20 protein-coding genes are annotated in these 19,472 nt (G+C 36.5%); 7 read left to right on the top strand and 13 right to left on the bottom strand.

Features of this window, described 5'->3' with window-relative positions:
• Nucleotides 1–104: 104 nt before the first annotated feature.
• Together ftsH and rlmE are read right to left on the bottom strand one after the other, a co-directional pair.
• The gene (ftsH, locus tag LIX50_RS02345; protein WP_048952575.1) at nt 105–1,997 is read right to left on the bottom strand and encodes an ATP-dependent zinc metalloprotease FtsH; all 1,893 of its coding nucleotides are present in this window, start codon (nt 1,995–1,997) and stop codon (nt 105–107) included.
• An 89-nt stretch (nt 1,998–2,086) separates the two neighbouring features.
• The gene (gene rlmE, locus LIX50_RS02340) at nt 2,087–2,716 is read right to left on the bottom strand and encodes a 23S rRNA (uridine(2552)-2'-O)-methyltransferase RlmE (protein ID WP_005637911.1); all 630 of its coding nucleotides are present in this window, start codon (nt 2,714–2,716) and stop codon (nt 2,087–2,089) included.
• A gap of 126 nt (nt 2,717–2,842) precedes the next feature.
• Here rlmE and yhbY point away from each other — a divergent pair, with 126 nt between their 5' ends.
• Complete coding sequence (gene yhbY / locus LIX50_RS02335; RefSeq protein WP_048952576.1) at nt 2,843–3,142, top strand: ribosome assembly RNA-binding protein YhbY; 300 nt, start codon at nt 2,843–2,845, stop codon at nt 3,140–3,142.
• A gap of 38 nt (nt 3,143–3,180) precedes the next feature.
• On the opposite strand, the gene greA is transcribed toward yhbY, so the two are convergent.
• The gene (greA, locus tag LIX50_RS02330; protein WP_005637913.1) at nt 3,181–3,657 is read right to left on the bottom strand and encodes a transcription elongation factor GreA; all 477 of its coding nucleotides are present in this window, start codon (nt 3,655–3,657) and stop codon (nt 3,181–3,183) included.
• Between the two features lie 163 nt (nt 3,658–3,820).
• Here greA and dacB point away from each other — a divergent pair, with 163 nt between their 5' ends.
• Nucleotides 3,821–5,260, top strand: coding sequence for a serine-type D-Ala-D-Ala carboxypeptidase (gene dacB, locus LIX50_RS02325; RefSeq protein ID WP_048952577.1), 1,440 nt, complete (start codon nt 3,821–3,823; stop codon nt 5,258–5,260).
• A 56-nt stretch (nt 5,261–5,316) separates the two neighbouring features.
• On the opposite strand, the gene truA is transcribed toward dacB, so the two are convergent.
• Nucleotides 5,317–6,114, bottom strand: coding sequence for a tRNA pseudouridine(38-40) synthase TruA (truA, locus tag LIX50_RS02320; protein WP_048952578.1), 798 nt, complete (start codon nt 6,112–6,114; stop codon nt 5,317–5,319).
• 182 nt (nt 6,115–6,296) lie between these two features.
• Between truA and LIX50_RS02315 the strand changes: the two genes are divergently transcribed.
• Both LIX50_RS02315 and LIX50_RS02310 read left to right on the top strand, forming a co-directional pair.
• Nucleotides 6,297–8,540 carry a TonB-dependent siderophore receptor gene (locus LIX50_RS02315; protein WP_048952579.1) on the top strand — a complete coding sequence of 748 codons (2,244 nt, stop codon included), beginning with the start codon at nt 6,297–6,299 and terminating at the stop codon, nt 8,538–8,540.
• A gap of 59 nt (nt 8,541–8,599) precedes the next feature.
• Nucleotides 8,600–10,366 (top strand): ABC transporter ATP-binding protein/permease, encoded by a 1,767-nt coding sequence (locus LIX50_RS02310; RefSeq protein ID WP_048952580.1) that lies wholly within the window; start codon nt 8,600–8,602, stop codon nt 10,364–10,366.
• 69 nt (nt 10,367–10,435) lie between these two features.
• Here LIX50_RS02310 and LIX50_RS02305 read toward each other — a convergent pair whose 3' ends face one another.
• From LIX50_RS02305 to LIX50_RS02295, 3 genes are read right to left on the bottom strand one after another with little or no spacing between them, the layout of a single operon-like run.
• A complete protein-coding gene (locus LIX50_RS02305) occupies nt 10,436–10,900 on the bottom strand; it encodes a glycine zipper 2TM domain-containing protein (RefSeq protein WP_048952581.1) in 465 nt (154 codons plus the stop codon).
• A gap of 33 nt (nt 10,901–10,933) precedes the next feature.
• A complete protein-coding gene (locus LIX50_RS02300) occupies nt 10,934–11,236 on the bottom strand; it encodes a hypothetical protein (RefSeq protein ID WP_048952582.1) in 303 nt (100 codons plus the stop codon).
• Nucleotides 11,237–11,239: 3 nt separating this feature from the next.
• Nucleotides 11,240–11,809: a VOC family protein gene (locus LIX50_RS02295; RefSeq protein WP_048952583.1), complete on the bottom strand. Its 570-nt coding sequence runs from the start codon at nt 11,807–11,809 to the stop codon at nt 11,240–11,242.
• A 79-nt stretch (nt 11,810–11,888) separates the two neighbouring features.
• On the opposite strand from LIX50_RS02295, the gene argS reads away from it, so the two are divergent.
• Nucleotides 11,889–13,622 (top strand): arginine--tRNA ligase, encoded by a 1,734-nt coding sequence (gene argS / locus LIX50_RS02290; RefSeq protein WP_048952584.1) that lies wholly within the window; start codon nt 11,889–11,891, stop codon nt 13,620–13,622.
• A 235-nt stretch (nt 13,623–13,857) separates the two neighbouring features.
• Here argS and LIX50_RS02285 read toward each other — a convergent pair whose 3' ends face one another.
• The 4 genes from LIX50_RS02285 to msrAB all read right to left on the bottom strand — a co-directional run bounded on the left by LIX50_RS02285 (nt 13,858) and on the right by msrAB (nt 17,182).
• On the bottom strand, nt 13,858–14,775 hold the full coding sequence (locus LIX50_RS02285) for a lysine exporter LysO family protein (protein ID WP_048952585.1): 918 nt from the start codon (nt 14,773–14,775) through the stop codon (nt 13,858–13,860).
• Between the two features lie 180 nt (nt 14,776–14,955).
• The gene (locus tag LIX50_RS02280; RefSeq protein ID WP_048952586.1) at nt 14,956–15,426 is read right to left on the bottom strand and encodes a redoxin family protein; all 471 of its coding nucleotides are present in this window, start codon (nt 15,424–15,426) and stop codon (nt 14,956–14,958) included.
• Nucleotides 15,427–15,467: 41 nt separating this feature from the next.
• Nucleotides 15,468–16,109, bottom strand: a complete 642-nt coding sequence (locus tag LIX50_RS02275) for a cytochrome c biogenesis protein CcdA (protein ID WP_005628783.1) — start codon at nt 16,107–16,109, stop codon at nt 15,468–15,470.
• An 11-nt stretch (nt 16,110–16,120) separates the two neighbouring features.
• A complete protein-coding gene (msrAB, locus tag LIX50_RS02270; RefSeq protein WP_048952587.1) occupies nt 16,121–17,182 on the bottom strand; it encodes a bifunctional peptide-methionine (S)-S-oxide reductase MsrA/peptide-methionine (R)-S-oxide reductase MsrB in 1,062 nt (353 codons plus the stop codon).
• A gap of 178 nt (nt 17,183–17,360) precedes the next feature.
• Here msrAB and LIX50_RS02265 point away from each other — a divergent pair, with 178 nt between their 5' ends.
• Complete coding sequence (locus LIX50_RS02265; RefSeq protein ID WP_048952588.1) at nt 17,361–18,224, top strand: DMT family transporter; 864 nt, start codon at nt 17,361–17,363, stop codon at nt 18,222–18,224.
• 101 nt (nt 18,225–18,325) lie between these two features.
• Here the strand turns inward: LIX50_RS02265 and LIX50_RS02260 are convergent, their stop codons facing one another.
• Together LIX50_RS02260 and LIX50_RS02255 are read right to left on the bottom strand one after the other, a co-directional pair.
• A complete protein-coding gene (locus tag LIX50_RS02260; protein ID WP_048952589.1) occupies nt 18,326–18,499 on the bottom strand; it encodes a zf-HC2 domain-containing protein in 174 nt (57 codons plus the stop codon).
• Between the two features lie 9 nt (nt 18,500–18,508).
• On the bottom strand, nt 18,509–19,054 hold the full coding sequence (locus LIX50_RS02255; RefSeq protein WP_048952590.1) for a sigma-70 family RNA polymerase sigma factor: 546 nt from the start codon (nt 19,052–19,054) through the stop codon (nt 18,509–18,511).
• A 110-nt stretch (nt 19,055–19,164) separates the two neighbouring features.
• Here LIX50_RS02255 and LIX50_RS02250 point away from each other — a divergent pair, with 110 nt between their 5' ends.
• Entirely contained in the window at nt 19,165–19,446 is a 282-nt protein-coding gene (locus LIX50_RS02250) for a hypothetical protein (protein WP_048952591.1), read from the top strand.
• The last annotated feature ends 26 nt before the right edge of the window (nt 19,447–19,472 follow it).

The following is a 19,472-nucleotide window of genomic DNA, read 5'->3' as shown; positions in this document are numbered from 1 at the left end:
ATTGATTTTAATCGGGCGATTATAGCGGAATACGCTGAAGAAAAAAATCATTAGGGGAAAAATAAAGCCTTTCCGAAGAAAGGCTTTGTTGATTAGAGAGTTGATTAGGAATTAGAATCTACCGAATTTTCACCCGCACTTTGAACATTATTGCTATTTGCATAAGCAGCTTGCCCAGTGTGCTCTTCCCATCCTGATGGCGGAGTGACTGGTTCACGATTCATCAATTGTTTGATTTGTTCTTCTTCAATGGTTTCATATTTGACTAATGCATCTTTCATCGCATGAAGAATATCCATATTATCAGTCAAAATCTGTCTTGCTCTCGCATAGTTACGATTTACAATTGCACGAACTTCTTCATCAATCGCATGAGCCGTTTCATCTGACATATGTTTTGCCTTCGCCATTGAACGACCTAAGAAAACCTCGCCCTCATCTTCCGTATAAAGAATCGGACCTAATTTGTCAGAGAATCCCCATTGCGTCACCATATTACGCGCGATATTAGTCGCTACTTTAATATCATTTGATGCTCCCGTTGAGATATTTTCCTCACCATAAATCAAATCTTCTGCTAAACGCCCCGCATACAAGGTAGAAAGCTTACTTTCTAATTGTTTTTGGCTAATACTAATTTGATCACCTTCAGGTAAGAAGAATGTCACACCCAACGCTCGACCGCGAGGAATAATAGTTACTTTGTGTACAGGATCATGCTCAGGAACTAAATATCCCACAATCGCATGACCTGCTTCATGATAAGCAGTCGACTCTTTTTGCTTATCCGTCATAATCATGGTACGACGCTCTGGCCCCATATTGATCTTATCTTTCGCTTTTTCAAACTCAAGCATGGTGACCATACGTTTATTCACTCGAGCAGCAAACAAAGCAGCCTCATTCACTAAGTTTGCTAAATCTGCACCGGAATAGCCTGGCGTACCACGTGCTAATGTCATTGCATCAACATCTTGTGCTACAGGCACTTTGCGCATATGCACTTTTAAGATTTGCTCACGACCTTTCACATCAGGCAAACCAACAACAACTTGTCGGTCAAAACGGCCTGGACGAGTTAAGGCTGGATCAAGTACATCTGGACGGTTAGTCGCTGCAATAACAATTACTCCATCATTACCGCTAAATCCATCCATTTCAACGAGCATTTGGTTTAAGGTTTGTTCACGCTCATCATGTCCACCACCTAAACCTGCACCGCGTTGACGACCCACTGCATCGATTTCATCAATAAAAATTAAGCAAGGTGCATTTTTCTTAGCCTGTTCAAACATATCACGTACACGAGATGCACCAACCCCCACAAACATTTCTACGAAATCAGAACCAGAAATAGTGAAGAATGGAACTTTTGCCTCCCCTGCGATAGCACGAGCAAGTAAAGTTTTACCAGTACCTGGAGGCCCAACCATCAGGATACCTTTTGGAATTTTACCGCCCAAGTTTTGGAATTTATTCGGATCACGCAAGAAATCAACGATTTCGCCCACTTCTTCTTTTGCTTCATCGCACCCAGCGACATCCGCAAAAGTAACCTTAATCTGATCTTGGTTCAACATTTTGGCGCGGCTTTTACCAAAGCTCATCGCTTTGCCGCCACCGCCTTGCATTTGACGCATAAAAAATACCCATACACCAACAAGGAATAACATTGGGAACCAAGAAATTAAAATTTGGGATAAGAAACCACGTTTTTCAAATGGCGTACCTTCCACTTTCACTTTTTTGCTTAATAAATCATCAAGCAATTTTTTGTCTTCAAGCGGTGGCATTACGGTTGAATATTTAGAACCATCCGTTTTCGTTACCGTAATTTCATTGGCATCAAAACGCGCTTCTGTCACTTGTCCGTTGCTTACATCGTAAACAAAGGTTGTATAATCAGTAGAATTATCTACCGAAGAGGAATTAAAACTCTGGTATGCTGTCATCATAATGACCGCGACTACCACCCAAAGCACCAGATTTTTGACCATATCGTTCAAAGTCTAACCTACCTTTCCTAAGTTAAAAAATTTTTTACAAGATACTACACATCATTAGCGATGAAAAGCTATCAAAGCAATTAACCTTTATAGCCTGTCGCCACAATATATACTTCACGAGAGCGTCCGCGTGATGCTTCAGGCTTACGCACTTTCACCACATTAAATAAAGAACGAATTTCTCTTAAATATTCATCAAAGCCTTCACCTTGGAAAACTTTAACAACAAAGCTTCCTTTGGTTGCCAAGACCTGTTTACACATATCTAAAGCAAGCTCGACTAAATACATTGCGCGTGGAATATCCACTGATGGCATTCCACTAAAATTTGGTGCCATATCAGACATCACAACATCAACTTTATCTTCGCCTACGCGCGCTAATAAAGCATTCAAAACATTTTCATCACGGAAATCACCTTGCAGAAAATCAACGCCTACAATGGGATCCATTTCTAAAATATCACAAGCAATCACTCGACCTTTGCCACCAATTTGTCCCACAACATATTGCGACCAACCACCAGGTGCAGCACCAAGATCAACCACGGTCATTCCTTGTTTAAATAATTTATCCGTTTGCTGAATTTCATCAATCTTAAAATAAGCGCGTGAACGCAACTTTTGCTTATGTGCTTTTTGCACAAATTGATCACTAAAATGTTCATTTAGCCAGCGAGAAGAACTCGCTGAACGTTTTTTCTTTCCCATAATTTTCTATTTTTGGTAGTAGTTTTGCTTATATTTGGTTACAATCTGCCGAATTCAAGCCGAGACTGATTGAAATCAGTGAAAAACATTGAGAAAATCAACCGCTCTTTTTAATTAGGAATCCTTATGACAACCTTATCAACCAAACAAAAACAATTTTTAAAAGGTCTTGCACACCATCTTAACCCAGTAGTTATGCTTGGTGGAAATGGCTTAACCGAAGGCGTACTTGCTGAAATTGAAAATGCACTTAATCACCACGAACTCATTAAAGTAAAAGTTGCTGGTGCAGATCGCGAAACAAAACAACTTATTATCGATGCGATTGTGCGTGAAACTAAAGCTGTACAAGTACAAACTATCGGGCATATTTTGGTGCTTTATCGCCCAAGCGAAGAAGCAAAAATTCAGCTTCCACGCAAATAACAACAAAAGTGCGGTCATTTTTAACCGCACTTTTTTATTTAAATATAATTCACTTCAATAATATCAAACTCAACGACACCGCCAGGCGTTGTAATATTAACGGTATCATCTAATTCTTTACCAATTAAACCTCGCGCAATGGGAGAATTAACCGAAATCAAACCCGATTTAATGTCCGCTTCATCATCGCCTACAATGCGATAAGTGACTTCTTCGTCTGTATCAGTATTTACAAGCACAACCGTTGCACCAAAAATAACTTTACCGTTATTTGGCATTTTTGTTACATCAATAATTTGAGCATTACCAAGTTTACCTTCAATCTCTTGAATACGACCTTCACAAAAACCTTGTTGCTCACGAGCCGCATGATATTCTGCATTTTCTTTTAAATCACCGTGCTCGCGGGCTTCTGCTATCGCTTTAATAATTTCTGGACGACGTACATTTTTTAAGAAATCCAATTCTTCACGTAATTGTTCTGCGCCACGCACAGTCATTGGAATTTGTTGCATTGTTTTTCCTTTTACTAAATAAAACAAAAACCACGGCAAAATCCTAAAATCTTGCCGCAGTATTATTAAAAATAAACTTGAAATGAGAAAATGATTTACTCAATTTCATTCGGGGCTTATTATTGTTCGTCTAAAAAAAAATAGCAACCATAACAAACCTAATATGAAAAAATTATCTTCAATATCCACCGCACTTGGATCCTTTTTACTTTCCGTAAGCTTTAGCCTTCCAACCTTCGCAAACATTAATGTTTCAGACTTGACACAACAATTGCCCGAAGGTTCTAGCGTAGGTTTTATCGCAAAAAATATAAATCAAAACCAAATTATCGCGGATTATAATGGCTCAACCTTTATGCTTCCTGCGAGTACACAAAAAGTTTTTACTGCCGTTGCCGCTAAACTCGCATTAGGCGATCAATTCCAATTTGAGACCTCTCTTTTGAGTAATGGAAAAATTCAAAATGGGAATTTAGATGGCAATTTAATCGTGCGTTTCACTGGCGATCCTGATCTCACTAGCGGCCAACTTTATAGCTTACTTGCAGAATTAAAAAAACAAGGTATCAAAAAAATTAATGGCGATTTAGTATTAGATACCTCTGTTTTTTCGAGTCATGACCGAGGGTTAGGTTGGATTTGGAACGATCTGACCATGTGTTTCAATTCTCCCCCATCTGCTGCGAATATTGATAACAACTGTTTCTATGCGGAACTAGATGCCAATCAAAATCCCGGTGAAACCGTAAAAATCAATGTGCCTGCACAATTTCCAATTCAAGTGTTCGGACAAGTCTATGTAGCGGATAGCAATGAAGCTCCTTATTGTCAGCTTGATGTTGTTGTACATGACAATAATCGCTATCAAGTAAAAGGATGTTTAGCACGCCAATCTAAACCTTTTGGTTTAAGCTTTGCCGTGCAAGATACAGATGCCTATGCTGCCGCGATTATTCAACGTCAATTAAAACAATTAGGTATTGAGTTTAATGGTAAAGTCATGTTGCCTCAAAAACCACAACAAGGTCAGCTATTAGCTAAACATTTATCAAAACCATTACCAGATTTATTGAAAAAAATGATGAAAAAATCGGATAACCAAATTGCCGATTCATTGTTCCGAGCGGTGGCATTCAATTACTATAAACGCCCTGCATCCTTTCAATTAGGTACATTAGCGATTAAATCCATATTACAAAAACAAGGAATTCGTTTTGGTAACAGTATTTTAGCCGATGGTTCGGGGCTGTCTCGCCATAATCTTGTAGCACCTAAAACAATGCTATCCGTTTTAGAGTACATCGCCAAAAACGAAGATAAATTACATTTAATGGAAACTTTCCCCATCGCAGGTGTAGATGGCACGATCAGTGGGCGAGGTGGATTAATTAACCCGCCATTAGTAAAAAATGTTATCGCTAAAACCGGTTCTTTGAAAGGGGTTTATAACCTAGCTGGCTTTATGACAAATGCTCGAGGGGAAAAAGTAGCCTTTGTACAATTTATTAATGGCTACTCAACAGGCGATTTGGAAAGCAAAACAAAACGAGCACCATTAGTACAATTTGAGAGTGGCTTGTACAACGAAATCTATAAATATTAATAAAACCTTCTAAAAAAACACCGCACTTAAAATGACAAAGTGCGGTGTTTTTTAAATTATTTAACATACTCATTACCTAAAAATAATGGTCCTAAATGGCTTTTAGGAAGGACAAATTTTTCAGGATAAATTACATCTACTAAATATAGTCCATCAGGTTTTGCAGTTGGTGCCGCAAGCTGACGATTTTTTTGCTCTAGTAGCCATTTCATCCATTCAATTGATTCTTTACCTGCACCAACTTCAATCAAACTCCCAACAATATTACGGACCATATGATGCACAAAAGCATTGGCTTGAATATCCACAATAATATATTGCCCAATCCGAGTAACTGATAAGTGATGAACATTACGCCACGGCGTATGTGATTGACATTGTGCGGCACGAAAAGAGGAAAAATCATGCTCGCCTAGTAAATACTGACCAGCTTGATGCATTTTTTCTGCATCAAGATCTAAATAACAATGCGTAATTCCTCCGTGTAAAATAGCAGACCGTAATTTATTACAATAAAGAATATAGCGATATCGACGAGCCATTGCTGAAAAACGCGCATGAAATTCATCATCAACTTTTTTTGCCCAAGTAACCGCAATATCATCAGGTAAATTCGCATTTGTCCCGAATGTCCATGCTTTATCAGGGCGTACTGCACTGGTTTCAAAATGTACGACCTGCCCTGTTCCGCTCACCCCTGAGTCAGTTCTCCCAGCACAAAAAATTTCAATTTTTTCATTGGCAATAATGGAAAGCGCGTTTTCAAGTTGTTCTTGTATGCTACGCACATTTTCTTGACGTTGCCAGCCGTAATAATTTGTACCTTGATATTCAATACCTAATGCGATTTTCATCTTATGCCTTATTTTTGATAGAGTGAAATTATGGTAACGCAACTTTATAAGGTACGCAAATTTCATTATGTAAGAATAAACATATTTTTTCATTAAATGATAATAATTACCATTGACATAAATTAACCTTTTAGATATACTCGCGCCTATTTTTACCTATATCTAATCTACGGAAGCATTTTATGAAATTTAAATTAAGCCTAATTTACACCGCACTTTTTGCCGGAGTTTCGGTTTCTGTGTTAGCGGAAACACAACATAAAGCTAGTACTGAAACGATTGAACAAATTAACGTTCAAGATACAGGTATTAAACAAAATGGCTATCAAACAACAGGAACATCCGTCGTATCAAAAGCTGAAGTACCAGTATTCGATACGCCAAACACAGTAAATATTCTTTCAACCAAACTACTAGAAGATCGCAAATCTGAATCACTTATTGATGCGCTTTATAACATCAGTGGTGTGAGTCAAGCGAATACGCTAGGAGGTATGTTTGATGCAATCCAAAAACGTGGTTTTGGTGGAAACCGCGATAACTCAATTATGCGTAACGGTTTACAAGCCGGCCCAGCTAAAAACTTTAGCGCGACAACTGAAACCGTTGAAGTTTTAAAAGGTCCTGCATCTGTGCTTTATGGTATTCAAGATCCAGGTGGCGTGGTCAATATCATTACTAAAAAACCACAACAAACACCTCGTTATGTCATTGGTGGAACTTTAGGTAATCATAGCCTCTGGGGAACACAATTAGATTTCACTGGTGGTTTAGGAAATGGTTTTGCTTACCGCTTTATCTATGACAAACAAGAAAAGGACTACTGGCGTAATTTTGGCAAAGTGAAAAATACGACTTACGCACCATCACTTTCTTGGGAAAATGATAAAACTAAAGTGCTTCTTTCTTATGAACACAAAGATATTCTTGAGCCATTTGATCGTGGTACAAATCTTTTAACAGCAACTAATGCATTACCAGATATTCCTGTATCGCGTCGTTTAGATGAACCAAATAATGAAACAACCGCAAAAACCGATAACATTGATTTTAAAATTGAGCACAAATTAAGTGATAGTTGGAAATTAAATGCGGGTTATAGCTATGCTCGTTACAAATATTTCTACAATCAAGCTCGTATTACAAATATTAACGTTACAGATGTTACTATCCCTGCAGTTAAAAATAAAAAGGGTGAGATTACCTCTCCTGAATTAAGCGCGCATTATGTACGCCGAGCCATTGAACAGCAACAAGGTGATCAACGTGTTCATAGCGGTACATTAAATATCGTTGGTGAATTTGGTATTGGTGATATTGCTAACCGCTTTGTAGCTGGTATTGATGCAATGCGTAATATTCGTGATCTTGGTCCAATTTATAACCAAGGTATCATGAATTCTGATATCAATATTGATAATCCAAACTATACTAGCCCTGTTGCGGCACATAAAAATGGTAACGGCAACGCCTACCAATATAACTATCTCAAAACCGTTGGTGTTTATATTCAAGATACCGCTTACTTTACAGATAACTTTATCATGACAAGTGGTTTGCGTTATGAGTACTTTGATCAATTTGCAGGACGTCATTGCTTAAATGCGGCAAACTGTAAAAAAGGTCAAAATCTAACAAAAACCGGAAATACCGATCAGCACGATGGCAAGTTATTGTATCAATTAGGTGCCGTATATAAATTTACACCACATATTGCGACCTTTGCAAACTACTCTGAGTCTTTCCGTCCACAAATGAGTGTGGCAACACCTGTTAGCGGAGATTTAAAACCAGAACAAGGTAAATCTTTTGAAATTGGTGCAAAATACGAAAACTCTGGCTTCAATGCAACACTTGCATTATTCAATATCAGTAAACGTAATGTGGCTGAAACCGTTGGTTCTGGTTCAAATGCACAATTAAATATCGTCGGCAAACAACGTTCTCGCGGTATGGAATTTGATCTTAATGGTCAAATTACAGATAACCTAAGTGTAGCAGCTAACTATACCTACACCAAGGTAAAATCACTTGAAAATGATAATCCTAAAACCAAAGAATCAGTGGGTAAACAACTTTCAGGTGTGCCAAAACATCAAGCATCTCTGTTCCTAGCTTATAACGTAGGTGAATTTGATTTTGGTAACATCCGTATTGGTGGAGGGGCTCGTTATTTAGGCTCATGGTATGCCTACAACGATACTTATACAAAAGCATACAAATTGCCTCATGCCGTGGTATATGATGCCTTTATTGCTTACGATACCAAAATCTCTGGCAAGAAAGTATCTTTCCAACTTAACGGTAAAAACTTAACAGATAAAACTTACTATCCATCTACCTCAGGTAACGCAACAAACACGTTAATCCCTGTTGCATTAGGCTATGGACGTGAATTTATCTTCAACACTAAAATTGAGTTTTAATTGAGCGCACAAAAAGGGCGAATACTTCGCCCTTTTTGTTTTACTTTTATGGATAATAAATGAACTGGCAAACCGAACTTAATAATAGTTTAAACTGGATTTTAACCGCACTTTTTTGGGTGATATTATGCTTTAGCGCAACAATCTTAGCCTTAAAACAAACTACTTTCGGCAAAAAATTCTGGTGTATCGTGTCACCATCGATTAGTAAAAAAACCAGCATTAAACTTATTTTAATGTTGTTAGTGCTCTTTATAATGATATTGCTAGAAGTAAGATTTAGCGTGCTTAATTCATTTTTTTATAATGGATTATATAGCTCAATGCAAGAAATGAATATAGAAAAATTCTGGTTCTTTGCTAAACTTAATGCTCTTCTTGTACTTGTTCAAGTCATTCACTCGATTAGTGATTACTTCTTCCGTCAGGTATTTGAAATTCGATGGCTTGAAAGTTTAAACTCATCACTGATTCAACGTTGGCTAAATAATAAAAAATACTATCGTTTAAAATACGAACAAGATTTACCCGATAATATTGATCAACGTATTGAACAAGATGCTCGTGAATTTATTACTAGTACCGTACAAATTGTGCGTGGAATGATTAATTCTATTCTTACAACGATAGAATTTACTATTATCCTATGGTCACTATCTGGTGTATTAAGTCTATTTAGTTTAAATATTGAGAAAGGTGTCGTATTCTTTATTTATTCCTTTATTATCTTTGCAACTTTAATGTCAGTCTGGATAGGTAAACCGCTAATTAAACTAAATTTTAATAAAGAAAAACTCAATGGGGATTATCGTTACTCTTTAATCCGTGTACGTGATAATGCGGAAAGCATTGCTTTTTATCATGGTGAAAAAAAGGAACAACTATTCTTACAACACAAATTTACTCAAATAATTCATAACCGTTGGGCTATTGTATTAAAAATGCTTGGATTGGATGGATTTAATTCTGGAGTTACTCGAGTAGCAAAACTCTTACCATTAATGTTACAAGCACCACGTTTCTTTGCTGGACAAATTAAACTTGGTGATATGCATCAAACTGTACAGGCTTTTAACCGGTTAATGACTGCCCTTTCATTTTTTAGATTATTTTATGAGCAATTTACACTCTATCAGGCTCGTTTAAACCGTTTATATGGTTTTATGAAAAAAATGGATGATTTAGATAATCAAGAGTTTTATCAACCATTTCTATGTTCTCATCGTGTCGCATTAAAAGACTTCGGTATTAAAGATGAAAAAGGTCGTGTATTACTTAATAATTTAAATATTAATTTAGTTAATGGTGATGCACTATTAATTCAAGGTGCATCAGGCACAGGGAAAACTTCATTATTAAAAGCAATTGCGGGAATTTATCCTTTTGAAACGATTGGTATTGCAGAACATCCTTGCTCTGGAAGTTTATTCTTACCACAACGTCCTTACATGCCACAAGGCACTTTACGGGAAGCAATTTGTTATCCTAATATCAATCCCAACCATCCAGATCTAATTCAAACAATGGAAGATTGTGCCTTAGGTAAATATATCCATGCCCTTGATCATATAAATGACTGGCAAGTTATTTTATCCCCTGGAGAATTACAACGTGTTGCCTTTATTCGTATTTTACTCACTAAACCCGATGTCGTATTTTTAGATGAAACAACATCTGCATTAGATGAAACAACTGAGTATTTGCTCTATCGAAAAATTCGATATCATTTACCTGAAATGATTATTTTAAGTATAGGTCATAGAAGTACGCTTCAACAATTCCACAATAAACAATTGAAATTAGATATATGTTTATTATGTGAATAATCGTTTGTTTTAACATATTTTAGATAATAAAAAAGCGAACCAAACGTTCGCTTTTTATATAAATTTAATTTATAGCACTGAAACGTTAAGATCAGAACCGCCACCGACAATTCTAACCCGTTTTCCAGCAACAAAACTCGAATCAGCCTTTTGAACAACGACAATCTCTTGACCATCGTCTTTCTTAATCACTAATTCAGCACCATTTACTTGGCTCATTTTTTCTTCAATTTTACTGCCACCTACAGCACCTGCTAACGCTCCAATTACTGTTGCAATAGCCTGTCCACGGCCTCCACCAATTGCATTACCTGCTATACCACCTAAAGCACCTCCACCGATACCACCAACAATACCTTGGTTTTCGGCCTGGATTTTAACTGGTCTGACAGAAACAATTGTTCCATAAGTAATTGAACGCGCTTCTTTTGCTTGAGATGCTGTATAAACATCACCACTGAAAACATCTGTATTAGCACAGCCAGTCACAGAGAAAGCAACTAAAAGTGCTAATGTTGCTGTCATTTTTTTCATATGCTATATACCTTATTAAAGGGTTAAAAGAAATTAAAGTGGGTTTCTAGGTGATAATGTTGAAACATTTGTTGCTTTTTCATCACCAGAAACAATAACACATGCACCAACAACTAAAGAAGAATCATACTTACGAGTAATAACTACCTGTTCACCTTCTTGTTGATTACCTGAACAATCATTTTTACGAATAGTTAACTGTAAGTTTTCACCTTGTGGTTGACTAAATACAATATTACCTTTATAGGCATTTTCACCAACTGGCGCAGTTTGAGATGAACACGCAGATAAACCTAAACCAGCTAATACAACTAATGCTAAAGAGAATTTTTTCATTTGCTAAACCTCGAGTATTTTCTTAATAGAATAAGGATGAACCTTAATACAAGTATGATTTGATGTCTTATCAACAAAACTTACTGCAATAGATGGATTAGGCAATCTCTCGCCATCCACTTTAGGCTCGCTCACTTTAATGGTTAATTGAGTTAATTCGCTCCATAAAAAACGCATATTAATACGCTGTACCCATTCATTTATCGATTCATTCGGTAAAAATGGCATTACGACCTCAATATGCTCCCAACCTTCTACAGGATACTGCTTATTTTTAGGGAACGGTAGTTCAATAACATCAACGAACTGATTAGCGAACTTCACTGCTTTTTCTAACTGAATTAGATAAATCTTACGTCCGTTGACAATGTTATCAGATAAAATTCTACCGTATTTCAATAAAAGTGTCAGCCAGTTTTTTGCATTTTGTTCATTATTTACACGCACGGCAAGGTGATCGATTTCATAATTTGAAAAATCGATTGACATCATTTGAGCTAATTGTTGAATTTTTTTTTCAAATTCCGTCAAATCAGAAAAAAGTGCGGGTGATTTTTCCTGTAAATTTGTCATTTTGTCCCTTTGAGAAACTCATAAAGAACGGTATCATAGCCGATTATTTTCATTATTCAATTTGAACATAGGAAAAAACGTGAATATTCAATCTATTTTATCCGACAAAATCAAACAAGCTATGATTCTTGCTGGAGCAGATCAATCTTGCGATGCGCTTGTTCGTCAATCAGGAAAACCACAATTTGGCGATTATCAAGCCAATGGCATTATGGCTGCAGCAAAAAAATTAGGTTTAAATCCACGAGAATTTGCTCAAAAAGTTTTAGATAATGCTCAACTATCTGATATTGCAGAAAAACTAGAAATCGCAGGACCAGGCTTTATTAATATTTTCTTAAATCCAACTTGGCTAACAACTGAAGTTTCAGCTGCGCTTTCTCAAAAGAATTTAGGCATTCAAGCTACGGATAAGCAAACTGTTGTGATTGATTATTCATCGCCAAACGTAGCAAAAGAAATGCATGTAGGTCACTTACGCTCTACTATTATTGGTGATGCAGTTGTGAGAACCCTAGAATTTTTAGGTCACAATGTCATTCGTGCAAACCATGTTGGTGACTGGGGTACGCAATTCGGAATGCTTATTGCTTATCTTGAAAAAATGCAAAACGAGCATGCGAGTGAAATGGAATTGCAAGATCTTGAGGCCTTTTATCGCGAAGCCAAAAAACACTACGATGAAGATGAAGTTTTCGCTGAAAAAGCGCGTAATTATGTTGTGAAATTACAAGGTGGTGATGAATATTGCCGAGCGATGTGGAAGCGTTTAGTTGACATCACCATGCAACAAAATCAGCACAACTATGATCGCTTAAATGTGACTTTAACCGAAAAAGATGTGATGGGTGAAAGTCTTTATAATCCAATGTTACCAAGCATCGTAGAAGATCTTAAAAAACAAGGCTTAGCTGTAGAAGATGATGGTGCATTGGTTGTTTATTTGGATGAATTCAAAAATAAAGAAGGCGACCCAATGGGCGTGATCGTTCAGAAAAAAGACGGTGGGTTCCTTTACACTACAACAGATATTGCTGCAGCAAAATATCGTTATGAAACATTAAAAGCTGACCGCGCACTTGTTTTTTCAGATACTCGCCAAAGCCAACATATGCAACAAGCTTGGTTAATTACTCGTAAAGCAGGTTATGTACCAGACAGTTTCTCTTTAGAGCATAAAAACTTTGGGATGATGCTTGGTAAAGATGGTAAACCATTTAAAACCCGCACCGGTGGCACGGTGAAATTAGCCGATCTATTAGATGAGGCGATTGAGCGTGCCACTGTATTAATTAATGAAAAAAATACAAATTTATCTAATGATGAAAAAGAAGCCGTGATTGAGGCTGTCGGTATTGGTGCGGTGAAATATGCAGATCTATCCAAAAACCGTACTACGGATTACGTTTTTGATTGGGATAACATGTTAAGCTTTGAAGGCAACACTGCGCCTTATATGCAATATGCCTACACTCGAATTCGTTCGATCTTTAATAAAACAGATATAAATTCAACCGCACTTTTGGCTGCACCTTTAACGCTTGAAGATGATAAAGAAAGAGCTCTTGCAATTAAACTGCTACAATTTGAAGAATCGGTACAAACTGTCGGAAAAGAAGGCACACCACATGTACTTTGTGCTTATTTATACGAACTAGCAGGCATATTCTCGTCATTCTATGAACATTGCCCAATTTTAAATGCTGAAGATGAGTCCGTAAAATTAAGTCGTTTGAAATTGGCATTATTAACGGAAAAAACCTTAAAACAAGGTTTAGAGTTACTCGGTATTAAAACCGTAGAAAAAATGTAATTTAGATAATTCAAATCCCTTTCTTACGAAAGGGATTTTTTATGCTTATTTACAGAATAAAAAAAGTGCCCCAATGGGGCACTACTCGGAAAGCAAAATAGATGTCGGCTATTTAAGATAGCACTTGTTTTTAGTGGTTTCAGAATAAAGAAATCCGATCAGTTATGCAAATACATATTTTCAGATTTGTGAAGTTGGTCACGGTTTTTTTATCAAAATCAAGTTTTTTAAGCTTTTAAATAGGAAAACTAGAGAAAAAGACTAATAACAGCGGTGGTAATAAATTCGTGACCATACCAAAAGAAATGGCGATAGGCGTTACTTCAATTCCGCCTGATTTTTGAATAATCGGCAATGTACAATCTAATGCCGTTGCGCCTGTAATTCCAATAGCTGTAGAGCGATAATGTTGCATAAACAATGGAATCAAAAATAAACTCAATATTTCACGCGATAAATCATTGAAAAAGGCAATACTGCCCTGCATCGGCCCCCAAGCATTTGTCAGCACAACGCTTGATAAAGAATACCAACCAAATCCCGATGAAAAGGCTAAACCTTGAGTAATCGGCATACTTAGAAAAAATGACGAAATAACGCCACCAATTAAAGAACTTAGGGTAAAAATTGCCCCCATCATTAAACCTTGCTTGTTTAATAAGACTTCTTTCAAGGAAATGCCGTTATTACGAAGCTGAATCCCGACAAAAAAGATTAACGCAATAAGCACGTAAAGATTGGAACCATGTGGGAAATGCAACCAATCATTGCACAACCAACCTAAAACGATGCCAATAATTACCGCACTTAATAATTTAATTGAGTCCATTAACGAATGCCAACGAGATGGCAATTCTCCCTGTAAATAATTAACAGGCTTAGGCAAAGTGCGGTCATAAATAGCTAAGCCTAGGATATTACAAGTCAAAATAATAGCCGATAGCCCTAAAGCGGTCATTCCAATAATTGGCAATTTTTGTTCTAAATGCTCGAGTTGCCCAAGCATAAATCCCATCATAAATAAAATGATGTAAAGCAATAACATCACAATTTTATTAATGAATGCCAACGCATTTTGATTCTGTATTTTGACTAAATAACCCAACACCATCGGCACAAGCACAATGAGTAGTCCGTTAATTATTTCTTCCATTGTTTCCTTCACCACTATTACTTTTATCTCATCTGTAAAAGTAAAGACCATTTCAATATCTATGCACTATTTATAATATATACTTTTTATCAATCTACCAAATACCCAATGAAAGAATATCTACGTTATACCAGAAATAAAAAAGCGGCTGGTTAAATTTTAATTACCAGCCGCTTGATTTTATTTCTCAATAAACTTAATTATTTGCTCCCGACCTAAATGCCCTGGCACAGTTTTCTTAACATTTAAATCAGCATCTAAAAATAGATTAAACGGATAACCTCGAACATGAACACGATCAATAAGTTCACCATTTTCATCTAGCAAGACTTTAATATTTTTATATTCTAGCCCTTTGTACCATTCAATAAAATCAGCAGTGTCTTTTTCGCCTTTGTGATCGGGCGAAACAATGGTAATCACTTCAAAATTGCGATCTTTTTCCGCACTTAAATCATCAATTTCAGCTAATCCTGCCAAACAGATTGGACACCAAGATGCCCACATTTTGACATACACAGGTTTGCCTTTATATTGGCTTAAAGTAACTGGCTGATTGTTTAAGTCTTTGAGTTGCACATCCGCCAAATTAGTTTGTGCAAAAGCGTTTAGGCTGAATGCCATTAGAAATATTGATAGTAGTTTTTTCATTGCTTTTTCCTTTTATAAATTTCTTTTGTTGAGGCTATGCCTTACGAAAAATTATTCGTAATTAATAAAATGCCCATCACGATAATTAAAATTCCGCCACCGATTTTAAATTTGTCTAAGTGTTTATTTAACCCTTTGGCACGTTTGAGCAAGCTGTCAGAGAAGAACGAAAACAGTACAAAAGGCGTTGCCAAGCCTAAAACATAAACAAACATCATTGATGCACCGTAAAGTGCAGAGCCTTCATCGCCTGATAACGCTAATACGGAAGCCAGAATCGGGCCAATACAAGGCGTCCAACCAAGACTAAACGTTAAACCAAGAACAAATGCCTCAAGTGCGGTCGATTTTCCTGATGTTTTGATTTCCACCAATTTCGTACGTTCCAATAAACCAATTTTGAAAATGCCAAGTTGATGAATCCCCAAAATAATCACGATAACGCCAGCGATAATGCGAGTGGTGTTACTAAATAAAATATTCCCTAAAAAGCCAAAACTAAAGCCTAAACTTACAAATGTAAGGGAAAGCCCTAAAATAAATAAAAAAGTATTCAGGACTTTTTTGCCGCCTTTACTCAAAATACCGAAATAAATCGGGATAATCGGGAAAATACAAGGCGAAAGAAAAGAAGCAAGTCCCGCTAAAAATACAGTTCCAATAAGGAGTTGTTGATCTAACATCCTGCCTCTCCTTATTTTTTAATTGATTGAATCAAATATCCGTATCCTGCCTTTTCCATTTCGGCTAACGGAATAAATTTAATTGAGGCGCTGTTAATACAATAACGCAAACCACCTTTATCTTTCGGGCCGTCGTCAAAAACGTGCCCCAAATGGGCATTGCCCGCACGACTTAACACTTCGGTACGTTGCATATTAAAACTATTATCCGTTTGATAATGCACTACCTCTTTTGCTATTGGTTTCGTAAAACTCGGCCAGCCACAACCCGATTCAAATTTATCATTTGAAGAAAAAACAGGCTCGCCTGTGGTGACATCAACATAAATACCCGGTTGGAAATTATCCCAATATTCATTACTAAAAGAGCGTTCAGTATGTTTATTTTGAGTGACGGAATATTGCAACGGTGTCAATTTCGCTTTGAGTTCTGCATCACTCGGTTTCGGATAATCTTTCTCGTCAATCAGGGGTTCATCAGCTTTGGTAATATCAATATGGCAGTAACCATTTGGGTTTTTCTTCAAATAATCTTGATGATATTCTTCTGCTACGATGTAATTTTTAAGTGGTTGAACCTCAATTTGTACTGGTTTTTTATATTTGGTTTGAAGCTGGGCGAGTGCTTGTTCGATCACCGCTTTATCTGCCCCATCTTGATAATAAATCCCCGTGCGATATTGTCTGCCACGATCGTTTCCCTGTTTATTTACACTCGTTGGATCAATCACTTTAAAATAATATTGCAATAATTTATCGAGCGAAATTTGATTTGCATCGTAAGTGACTTTTACCGTTTCTGCGTGATCGGTTACCCCAATCATCTGATAACTGGTTTTCTCCGTATTACCATTGGCATAGCCAGAAATCGCATCTTTCACACCGTGAATGCGCTCCATATATGCTTCCATTCCCCAGAAACAGCCACCAGCAAGATAAATTTCACGAATGTTTTGCGTATTTTCCATTGCCATTTTTTGTTCTCCAGATGATGATGTTGAACTTTGTATCGCTAAAGTTGGTGTTGCACAGCAAAGTGCGGTAATAAATAGAAATGTTTTTGATAGTTTCATTGTTTTTCCTTATGATGTGAAAATTAACGTTACATAAGGTTAGACGGCGGACAATCTGATTTCTTACAGATTTTTGTAAAATTTTTTAAGAAATTTATGAAAATCCATTGTTATAACCAATAATAAAGAGCTAAAAAACACTGTTTCGCCCTCTTTTCTAAGGTAAAAAAGGATCTATATGCAATCATATTCCACTCCTTCGCTTTATCACAAAGCGATTAGTTTTATGGTATCAGCGTACTTTTCCATTACCTTGATGAATGTATTTGTCAAAACCGCTTCTCAAACAATCCCTGCAAGTGAAACCTTATTTTCACGCTTTTTAATCGGCTTGCTTTTCTTACTACCTTTTGTAATTAAAGATCGCGACTTTAAAGTAGATGCCCGTCAATGGAAATTTTTAATCCTGCGGAATGCCGCGGGTGTATCAAGCATGTTGATTAACTTTTATGTTGTGAAGTTCTTACCGCTTTCCATCGCAGTCTTATTGATGAATACTTCTGCTCTATTTATCCCGATTTTATTGCTCTTTTTCCATCAAAAAACACCGCTTAATGTACTTTTGTGTAGCTTAATCGGTTTTCTTGGCGTTTCCATTATTTTACTCACCAATCACAATGGCGATGTTGATCCTATTTATGTACTGATTGGATTATCTGGTGCTGTATTGGCAGGAATGGCATTTATTGGCTTACAAGAATTAAACAAATACAACACACCAAAAAATATCGTATTTTATTTTCATCTGATTGGGACACTCATGCTACCAATCTTCTTTATTCATCAATGGAAAATCCCTAATTTATACGAGTTTGGTTTATTACTATTGGTGGGCGGATTTGGATTGATTTTCCAATTATTGCTCACGCGCGCTTTCAGATATGCGCCAGCCAATGTTATTACCCCTTTTGCTTTCACTGGTGTCATTTTCTCTAGCGTATTCGACTGGCTCTTTTGGCATCATACGCCTAACCTCTATTTTTGGTTCGGCGCAGTTGTAATTGTGGGTGCAGTGAGTTTATTGGCGAAAATGAAGAAATAAACACTTTATTTATCAGAATATTAAATTTAGTACGATTAGGTTATAGCTGGCTCAATAAAGTGCGGTGAAAAGTAACGGTGTTTTTCACTCTGTCAAAATTCCTAATGTGAATCTTTAAATTTCTTCATCATCATACTTAACGTTTTACAATTTCTTTGAAAACGACGACAATGAGGACAAGTTAACAAATGCATTTTTAACCCCATTTTTTCTTGCAGTTCTAATGATCGCTCATGAGAATCAGAAATTATTCGAGTGGCTTGAATACAACGCATAATTTTCTCCTAAAGTTTTTTTGATAGACAATTTTGCAACTGCAAACGGGCCCGATAAAGTGTGGTATGCAAGTTGGAGGTGGTAAGTTGAGTTTCTTGACAAATTTCATCCGATGACAATTCTAAAAACTCTCTCATCATAAAAATTTTGGCATGTTTAGCGGGTAAACAAGTCAGGCAAGTTTCGAAAATCAACCAAAACTCATCAGAATACACCGTTTCCTCTTCACACTGTAATTCGCTCGGATAATATTCTATTTTCCAATGGCCTGTATCATCAAAAAATGTATTAGTTGACTGTTCATCTTCAATTTCACTTTCTAATACAAAGCGTCCTTTTTGGCGAAGGTAATCAATAATTTTATTTTTTAGAATGGCAAAAACCCAAGTTTTAAAAGCGGCTTGATGTTTAAAATTCGCGAGATTGTTAAATGCACTTAAAAATGCTTCTTGTACTAAATCCTCAGCAAGGTCAGCATGTTGCAACTGTAACGTTGCAAATTTCAGCATCTGCGTGCGAATTTGTTGGAGTTCCATATCAGAAATGGCATTCATTTTAATTCCTTTAAAATTTTTGTAAGAAATGAAAAAGTGTTTCGTCTAATAACATGAAAGAAACTATTTCTTTCAATACTATTTTTACCACTTAAACAAGGAAATTTAAAATGAAAAATATTACATTCAAAAGTGCAATCTTAGGTATGGCTATGTTATTTGGTGTAACAACCGTTTATGCAGAAGAAATGAAATCTGATGCCATGCCAATGAAATCAGAACCGATGATGAATACCCCAATGAAAAAAATGATGAAATCAGATGACATGCAAATGCACTCTGACCACATGATGAAGTCTGATGAAATGGGAATGAAATCTGATATGAAAATGAAATCTGATAAAAAGATGAAATCAAATAAAAAAATGAAAATGGCAAAAGAAAAAATGTAAAGAACAGTCTGTAAAAGTGCGGTAAA

Source organism: Haemophilus sp. Marseille-P9675 (assembly GCF_916862695.1).
Taxonomy (GTDB): Bacteria; Pseudomonadota; Gammaproteobacteria; order Enterobacterales; family Pasteurellaceae; genus Haemophilus; species Haemophilus haemolyticus_K.
Note: the sequence above shows the minus strand (reverse complement) of the source record. Positions and strands in the feature narration are given on the sequence as shown.